Annotated in this window: 9 protein-coding genes; 2 read left to right on the top strand and 7 right to left on the bottom strand. The window is 69.3% G+C overall.

Features of this window, described 5'->3' with window-relative positions; translation table 11 throughout:
* Together VFA06_RS22470 and rpsT are read left to right on the top strand one after the other, a co-directional pair.
* The coding region (locus VFA06_RS22470; protein ID WP_324842657.1) for an ATP-binding protein at nucleotides 1-765 on the top strand (765 nt) is incomplete at its 5' end.
* A 463-nt stretch (nucleotides 766-1228) separates the two neighbouring features.
* Complete coding sequence (gene rpsT / locus VFA06_RS22465; protein WP_324842659.1) at nucleotides 1229-1495, top strand: 30S ribosomal protein S20; 267 nt, start codon at nucleotides 1229-1231, stop codon at nucleotides 1493-1495.
* Nucleotides 1496-1860: 365 nt separating this feature from the next.
* On the opposite strand, the gene holA is transcribed toward rpsT, so the two are convergent.
* From holA to VFA06_RS22430, 7 genes are all read right to left on the bottom strand, one after another.
* On the bottom strand, nucleotides 1861-2841 hold the full coding sequence (holA, locus tag VFA06_RS22460; RefSeq protein WP_324842656.1) for a DNA polymerase III subunit delta: 981 nt from the start codon (nucleotides 2839-2841) through the stop codon (nucleotides 1861-1863).
* Nucleotides 2842-2846: 5 nt separating this feature from the next.
* Nucleotides 2847-5012 (bottom strand): S9 family peptidase, encoded by a 2166-nt coding sequence (locus tag VFA06_RS22455; protein WP_324842655.1) that lies wholly within the window; start codon nucleotides 5010-5012, stop codon nucleotides 2847-2849.
* Between the two features lie 33 nt (nucleotides 5013-5045).
* Nucleotides 5046-6146 carry a ComEC/Rec2 family competence protein gene (locus VFA06_RS22450; protein ID WP_324842654.1) on the bottom strand — a complete coding sequence of 367 codons (1101 nt, stop codon included), beginning with the start codon at nucleotides 6144-6146 and terminating at the stop codon, nucleotides 5046-5048.
* Nucleotides 6147-6262: 116 nt separating this feature from the next.
* Complete coding sequence (locus tag VFA06_RS22445; protein WP_414639948.1) at nucleotides 6263-7042, bottom strand: ComEC/Rec2 family competence protein; 780 nt, start codon at nucleotides 7040-7042, stop codon at nucleotides 6263-6265.
* A gap of 101 nt (nucleotides 7043-7143) precedes the next feature.
* Nucleotides 7144-7314 (bottom strand): hypothetical protein, encoded by a 171-nt coding sequence (locus tag VFA06_RS22440; RefSeq protein WP_324842653.1) that lies wholly within the window; start codon nucleotides 7312-7314, stop codon nucleotides 7144-7146.
* Entirely contained in the window at nucleotides 7311-7550 is a 240-nt protein-coding gene (locus tag VFA06_RS22435; RefSeq protein WP_324842652.1) for a hypothetical protein, read from the bottom strand. The genes VFA06_RS22440 and VFA06_RS22435 overlap by 4 nt, the downstream gene beginning before the upstream one ends.
* A partial coding sequence (locus VFA06_RS22430) for a hypothetical protein (protein WP_324842651.1) occupies nucleotides 7543-7770 on the bottom strand: 228 nt, incomplete at its 5' end. The genes VFA06_RS22430 and VFA06_RS22435, both read right to left, overlap by 8 nt.

Raw genomic sequence — 7770 nt, 5'->3', positions numbered from 1 at the left:
CACGCGAAGCACAGGCTTGCCGAGTTGCCCGCCGCACGCACGGAGTCGGAGCTGGAGCGGCTGCGGGCGCAACGGCAGGCGGCGGCGGAGCGGGTCGAGCAGTTGAACCCGCACCAGTTGGAGCTGCGGCTCGACACGGCGCGTTCGCTGCCCGCGCGGCTGGAGGAGGAACAGGCGGCCCGCCGGGAGCGACTGGCCACGCTGGCCGAGCGCATCGCGACGTTCGCGGACAGCGGGCCGGAGGAGTCGCTCGATGCCGCGCTTACGCATCAGGCGCGCGTTCAGCGGACGTACGAGCAGCTGCATCGAGAAGCGGCAGCGGCAAAGCTGCTGTATGAGACGTTGGACCGATACCGCTCGCGGGCGTGGCTGCGGTACGCCGAACCGTTCCGAGCGCTGGTGGAGAAGTACGCGGCGGGTGTGTTCGGGCCCGGCGTCGGCATCGCGGTGTCCGAGGACCTGACGATCAGCGCGAAGACGGCGGACGGTGCGACGGTACCGTTCGACCAGCTCTCGGCGGGCTCGCGCGAACAGCTGGCGCTGCTCGGCCGCATCGCCTGCGCGGAGCTGATCACGCCCCCAGGAGCGCAGGATGCGGGCGGCGTGCCGCTGATCCTCGACGACGCGCTCGGGCACACGGATCGCGCGCGGCTGAACCAGCTGGCGGCGATCCTGGACCGAGCGGGCACCCGCGTGCAGATCATTCTGCTGACGCACGCGCCGGAACGTTTCCGGATCGGCGGCGCCCACAGCGTGATCCTCTAACGGCGCGGCCCTCCTGCAACGTGATCCCCTAGCAGCGCAGCCCTCCAGAGCGTGATCCTCTACCAGTGCAGTCCCCCTGCAACGCGATCCGCCAGCAGCGCCCAGCCCTCTAGAGCGTGATCCTCCACCAGCGCAGTTCTCCCGCAACGCGATCCGCCAGCACCGTGACCGTCTAGCAGCGTGATCACACTTACCCGAGGCTCGCGGATCGCTTTGCGCGATTTCGGGGAAGCTCGCGGCGACTGCTAAAGTAGGCGGTCGCGTGGCCTGCGGCTCTGTCAGAAGCCTCTCAGCGAGACGGTGCGGAATCGCAGCGGCGCGGCGTTGCACAGCGTCCCCCTGGGACGCGCGGGCCGGACGGTCCGCCGGTGGTCACACCTCTAAGACGTCGCGCGACCGCATGGGACCGATCCCGGCGGCCCGCCGCGCTGTAACCACCACCAGGATCGTGAAGAGGCTTTTCGTGGCGAACATCAAGTCCCAGATCAAGCGGATCAAGACCAACGAGAAGGCGCGTCAGCGCAACCAGTCGATCAAGTCGTCGCTCAAGACGGCGATCCGCAAGACCCGCGAGGCGGTCGAGTCCGGCGACGAGGCGAAGGCCCAGGAGCTCGCGCGCGCGGCGTCCCGGGCGCTGGACAAGGCGGTGTCGAAGGGCGTCATCCACGCCAACCAGGCCGCCAACAAGAAGTCTGCGCTGGCCAAGAAGGTCAACAACATGGCTGGCTGATCAGCCGTCAGTTGGGCTGAAGCTGATTTGTTCGGCGGCCCGGCGAGCTTCCTGAAGAGGCTCGCCGGGCCGCTGTTTTCTGCTCCCAGCTGCCGACTGCCGCCGAGGCCAGCGCGTCAGCTCCCAATTCCCGGCTGCCGCCCGGGTTAGCGTCCCGGCTCCCGCTCCCGGCTCCCGGCTGCCGCCCGGGCCAGCATCCCGGCTCCCGGCTGCCGCCCAGGCCAGCATCCCGGCTCCTGGCCCCCGGCCGTCGCCCGGGTCAGCGCGTCAGCTCCCAACTCCCGGCTGTCGCCTGGGTTAGGCTCCCGGCTCCCGGCTGTCGGCTCCCGACTGCCGCCTGGTTAGTATCCCGGCTCCCGGCTGGGTCAGCGTGCCGCGGATCGAGCGCCCACGACGGCGACAATGCACTTCTCCAGCGCATAAGCCGGATCCGCCGCCGCCCCCTTCACCGCCGCGTCCGCGGTGGCCACCGCTCGCAGCGCGACCGTGAGGCCATCCGGCGTCCAGGCGCGTGCCTGACGGCGGATCTTGTCGACCCGCCACGGCGGCATCCCGAGGTCGCGCACGTTAGGCCCGGCCGACGCCACCTTCCCTATCTGGCGCACCCCGGTCGCCAACGCGCTGGTGATCAACACCGAGGCCACGCCGGTGTCCAGGGCGAAGCGCAGCTGTTCCAGCGCCTCGCCGAGGCGGCCCTCCACGGCCAGGTCGGCCACTGTGAACCCGGAGACCTCCGCCTGTCCGCTGTAGTACTTCGCGACCACCGCCTCATCGACCGTGCCCTCCGTGTCGGAGAGCAGTTGGTCAGCCGCGGCGGCCAGTTCGCGCAGGTCCGATCCGACCGCGTCGGCCACGACCTGCGCGGCCTCCTCGGTAATCGAGCGGCGCTGGCGGCGAAACTCTCCGCGCAGAAAGGTGATTCGCTCGGCGGGTTTGGTGAGCTTCGGGCAGTCGACCACCACCGGCTTGTGCTTCTTGACCGCGTCGAGCAGTGCTTTTCCCTTCACCCCGCCAGGATGGGTCAGCACTAGAACGATCTGTTCGGCCGGGTCGGACAGGTACCGCTTGACCTCCTCCGCCTGGTCCGCGCCGAGGTCTTGGATGCCGCGCAGCACCACGACCTTGGCCTCGCCAAACAGCGACGGGGAGACCAGTTCGGCGAACGTGCCAGGCTGCAGGGCTCCCGGGGCAAGGTCGCAGATCTCGACAGCCGGGTCTGCCGCCCGGGCCGCGGCGACTACTTCCGCGACGGCCCGGTCCGCGAGCAACTCCTCCGGCCCGGTGACCAGGGTCAGCGGCGCGGGCGCCGCGGACGCTGCGCCGGATTTCGCGGCAGACGGGGCCATGGTGATCAGCTGCCTGATTCCGCGTGGTCGTCAGAGGTCGCGAAAGCCGTCGCGAGTCCGTCACCGGACTCGGAGCCCGTCGCGGTCGCGATGACCCAGGCGAGGGTCAGCGCCTCCTCGCGCCACGAGTCGTAGCGGCCGGAGCGGCCGCCGTGGCCCGCTTCCATCTCGGTCTTGAGCAGGAAGTCGCCACCGGTGGCCGTGGCCCGCAGCCGCGCGATCCACTTGGCCGGCTCGTGGTAATAGACCCGCGTGTCGTTGAGGCTGGTGGTGGCCAGGATCGACGGGTACTGCTTCGCCTCGACGTTCTCGTACGGGCTGTAGCCCTTCATGTACGCGTACACCTCCGGCGACTCCAGCGGGTTGCCCCACTCCTCCCACTCGATCACGGTGAGCGGAAGCGTCGGGTCCAGGATCGTGTTGAGCGCGTCCACGAACGGGACGTCGGCCACGATGCCGCGGAAGGCCTCCGGCGCCAGGTTGGCGACCGCGCCCATCAGCAGACCGCCGGCCGAGCCACCGCGTGCGACGAGCCGGTCCGCGGAAGTCCAGCGCTCCTGCACCAGGCAGCGGGCGCACGCGATGAAGTCGGTGAACGTGTTGCGCTTCGCCAGCAGCTTGCCGTCCTCGTACCAGGCGCGGCCCATCTCCCCGCCGCCGCGCACGTGTGCGATGGCGTAGACGAAGCCGCGGTCGAGCAGCGAGAGACGAGCCACCGAGAAGAACGGGTCGCGCGAGTACTCGTACGAGCCATAGCCGTAGATCAGCGCGGGTGCAGTGCCGTCACGCTCGACGCCCTTGCGGTGCACGACCGAGATCGGGACGCGGGTGCCGTCCTCGGCGGTGGCCCAGACGCGGTGCTGCTCGTAGTCGTCAGCGTTGTAGCCGCCGAGCACCGGCTGCCGCTTGAGCAGCTGCAACGTGCCGGTGGCGATGTCGTAGTCGTACACGGTCGACGGGGTGATCATCGAGGTGTAGCCGAGGCGCAGCTTGCCCGTATTGAACTCGGGGTTGTCGCCGGCTCCGACGGTGTAGATGGGCTCGTCGAACTCGATCGGCGTGCCTTGCGCGGACGGCTGGCCGTTGACGACCGGGTGGATGGCGAGGCCGGTGAGCCCGTCGCGGCGGTATTCCACGACCAGGTGATCCGCAAAGGCCTCGGCTTCCAGCAGGCGGGTGTCCTCGCGGTGCGGAATCAGCGGGGTCCACTCGCCGGGAGCGTCGATCGGCGCGGTAGCGAGTTCGAAGTTCTGCTTGCCGCCGCGATTGTGCAGCACGAGCAGCAGATCGCGGGACCGGTCGGTGGGATGCGCCCAGTGATCGACGGAGTACTCGACCCCGGTCTCCCGCGCTACGACGAGCTGGAACTGCCCGGCCGGGTCCTCCGCGTCGAGCAGATACATCTCACTGGTGATCTTCGAGCCGAGGGAGATCAGCAGGTAGCGCTCGCTGCGGGTCAGGCCGACGCCGACCCAGAACCGTTCGTCGGGCTCTTCGAACACGACGACGTCCTGAGCGGCGGGTGTGCCGACCGTGTGCCGGTGCACCCGGTAAGGACGCCACGCCTCGTCGACGGTCAGGTAGAACAGCGTCGAGCCGTCGCGGGACCAGGCGGTGCCGTACGAGGTCTCCGGGATCTCGTCGGACAGCAGCTCACCGGTTTCCAGGTCCTTGACGTGCAGCGTGAACCGCTCGTTGCCCGCGTAGTCCACCGAGTAGGCCAGCCGCTTGCCGTCCGGGGAGACGTCGAAGGTGCCCAGCGAGAAGAAGCCATGGCCCTCGGCCAGCTCGTTGCCGTCGAGCAGGATCTGTTCTCCGGGGAGCGCCGAGCCGTCCTCGGGCAGTTCCGGCGGGGTGTCGCCGGTCGCGGCGAGCCGGCATTGGATGCCGTACTGCTTGCCCTCCTGCGTGCGGGCGTAGTACCACCAGTCGCCCTTGCGGCTCGGCACCGAGAGGTCGGTCTCCTGGGTGCGCCCCTTGATCTCCTGGAAGATCTGCTCGCGCAGCCCGGCCTGCCCGGCCAGGCGCTCCTGCGTGTACGCGTTCTCGGCTTCGAGATACGCGATGACGTCCTTGTTCTCCTTGTCGGCGAGCCAGAAATAGGGGTCGTTCACGGTGTCGCCGTGGTGAACTCGTTCGTGCGCAATGGTCTTCGCGACTGGTGGCTGCATGGTTACCGATCCTACGGTCTCGTCCTGACGGACTCACGGGAGCGCGGGCTCGTGGTCGTCGTCGTGGTCGTGGTCGTGGTTGTAGCTGTGGTCGCCGTGATGACCGCGGCCATGGCTGCTGCCGTGCCGGCGGTTTGGTGTATCGCCGAGCTGTGGTGCGCCGGTCCCGGCCGCCTGGTCGCCGGGGACCCCGTCGCCATGCTGGCCCGTGACTGCGACTTGGCCGTTTTCCGCGGTCTGTCCGATCACCACGTCGCCGTCGAGATCGGTGCGGTACACCCGCGCCCCGTTCGAGCCGACGAGTCGCAGCGCGCGGGCCGCCGGATGCCCGTAGGGATTCCCCCGTCCTACGGAGATGACCGAGACGGTGGGGTCTACGGCCGCGGCGAAGCCAGGGGCCTGATTCGCCGAGCCGTGATGAGGCACCTTGAGCACTGTCGCGCGTAATTCGTCGCGATGGCTCCCGGCGAGCAGCAATTGCTGGACCGGAGCCTCGATATCGCCGGTGAGCAGCGCCGTCAGCGGAGTAGCGGACAGGCCCGGCAGCGCGGCGATGGCGACGGAGAGGACGATCGACGAGTTGTTCGGGCCGGAACCCTCGCCACCGTGCCCAGTTGTCGGCTCCTCGCTGTCGCTTCCGCCGTCCGGAGGCTCTACGGCGGACAGCTCGTCAGGATCGGGCCACAGCGCGTGCCAAGAGACCCGGCCGAGAGTGCCGTGCTCGAAAGGTTGGATCCGGCGCACCGGGACACCGGCCGCAGCCGCCTCTTCCCGCACCCGTCTGGCGCCGGCGGCGGGATCGTCGACGAGCGTGGTTTCGATCGCGGCGACCTTTCGCCCGGCCAATAGCCCGGTCAGACCGCCGATGTGGTCCTCGTGAAAGTGCGTCAGGATCACCAGCGGCAGGTTGGTGACGCCGAAGCGGCGCAGGCAGGCGTCCTCGCGGGCAGGTTCCGGGCCGGTGTCCACGGCGATGGCTGACGCTGGGCCGGTATGCAGAAGCAACGCGTCTCCCTGGCCGACATCGCAGACGGCCATGGACCAGTCACGCGGGGGCCAGGCGGGTGCCGCAGCCTGCCGCACCAGGGCCACGGCCCCCGCGACCAGCGCACCGATTAACACCAACCCGCCCATCCGGAGCAGTTTCCGGCGGCGCGCGGTGTCTACCACCGAGCCTGGACGCGAGCACTCCCCTCCAGCGCTCCGGTCCGCTTGCTCGCCCCTCCCTCGGCGACGAACCTCAGTCATATCTACACCAAGCCGATCTTGTCTAGACCAGTCCGGCATAGTGGCGTTGATCCGCCAGTGGCGGAGGTCAGCCGGACGCGAAGCCGTAGCAGCAGCCGCCAAGCGGTCACGTAACAGGCCAGCAGCAGAGCGCAACCGCCAAGCCCGGTAGGCCAGCCGATCGCCGCACCGGGCACCTGCGCCCCGGTTCGGGCTACCAGGCAAATCCACCGAACCGGCCACTGCGCGACCCACGCGACGGCATGCCCGAGTTCCGGCGAGACCGCATCCGCGGCCATCGCGCTGACACCGAGCACGGTGGCAGCGGGCGCAGCCGGAACGGCGAGCACATTGCAGGGCACTGCGATAAGCGGCAACGACCCGGTGAAGATGACGAGCAGCGGCTCGCAGAAGATCTCGGCCGCGGCGGTCGCGGCGGCAGGTCCGGCCGCCCACAGCGGAACGCCGCGGTCGAGCATGCGGTTGCACCAGCCGGGCGCGACGATGAGCAGTCCGGCGGTCGCCGCCACCGAAAGCGCGAAGCCGTATGTATGCGCGAGCCACGGATCGATGAGGAGGAGGATCAGCACGGCGGCTGCCATGGTCGCCAACGCGCGGAATCTCCGGCCGGAGAGCGACGCGACACAGCCGAGCAGCGACATCACGGTTGCTCGCACCATCGGCGGACCCGGCCTGGCGAGCACGGTGAATCCGAGCACGAAGACGGCGGACGCCCCGGTGATGGCGCGGCCACGCAGGCCCAGCCAACGCGCGAGTGGAAGCAGGGCGGCCGTTGTGAACACCAGGTTTTCGCCCGAGAAACTTAGAGCGGGAGATAGGTAGGCACATCGAGCGAGAGATCGGATGACCCTGATACGCCGCAGATCAGCGGGCTGCGGTCAGGCTAACGACGGCCGGTGCGCCCGTCGAGGTAGCCCAGCACGACCGCGGCAATGAGGCAAGGCGCAGAGCACACGAGATAGACGTCCGAGCTGGAGACGGCCGCCGGCAGCACGAAGACGACGACGACCACAAGCACAGCCTCGGCGCCACGTAGTAGCGCCTTGCGGCTCACTTCTGCTTCCAGACCGCGGCGAGCGCGAGCGGGTAGACCTTTACGCGCAGGAAGCTGATAGAGCTGGACTTAGCCACGACGTAGGAGAACCCGTCCTCGAGGGTGCCTTCGAGCTCGCAGCCGCAGCGCGACTGGGCACGCTCGAAGATCTGCCGGGCGTGTTCCTCGGTGATCGGATCGATGAACGGCCAGCCGCGATCGAAGACGTACGTGCGATCGTCGACGTCCTCAAGCATCGCGGCCGCCGCAGTCGCATCCCTCCACCGGGCACATGCCCGGACGCCAGCCGCTGAACGGCTCGAGCGGCAGCGCGTAGCGCAACCCGTCGCTCGTGACTCCGTACACCTTCAGATCCATCGCGCCCGGCAGCGGCGGGGGCGGCGGCAGGCCGGGCAGATCATCGCGGCTGATGCTCACCTCGCCGCCGAGCCGCTGGTGCGGGTCGTGCCCGCGGCC

The sequence above is a fragment of the Actinocrinis sp. genome (assembly GCF_035653575.1).
In the GTDB taxonomy this organism is placed as follows: domain Bacteria; phylum Actinomycetota; class Actinomycetes; order Streptomycetales; family Catenulisporaceae; genus Actinocrinis.
Note: the sequence above shows the minus strand (reverse complement) of the source record. Positions and strands in the feature narration are given on the sequence as shown.

Coding starts and splice junctions, on each gene's coding strand:
- holA (WP_324842656.1), bottom strand. CDS start 2,841: ATGGCCCCGTCTGCCGCGAAATCCGGCGCAGCGTCCGCGGCGCCCGCG.
- VFA06_RS22455 (WP_324842655.1), bottom strand. CDS start 5,012: ATGCAGCCACCAGTCGCGAAGACCATTGCGCACGAACGAGTTCACCAC.
- VFA06_RS22450 (WP_324842654.1), bottom strand. CDS start 6,146: ATGGGCGGGTTGGTGTTAATCGGTGCGCTGGTCGCGGGGGCCGTGGCC.
- VFA06_RS22435 (WP_324842652.1), bottom strand. CDS start 7,550: ATGCTTGAGGACGTCGACGATCGCACGTACGTCTTCGATCGCGGCTGG.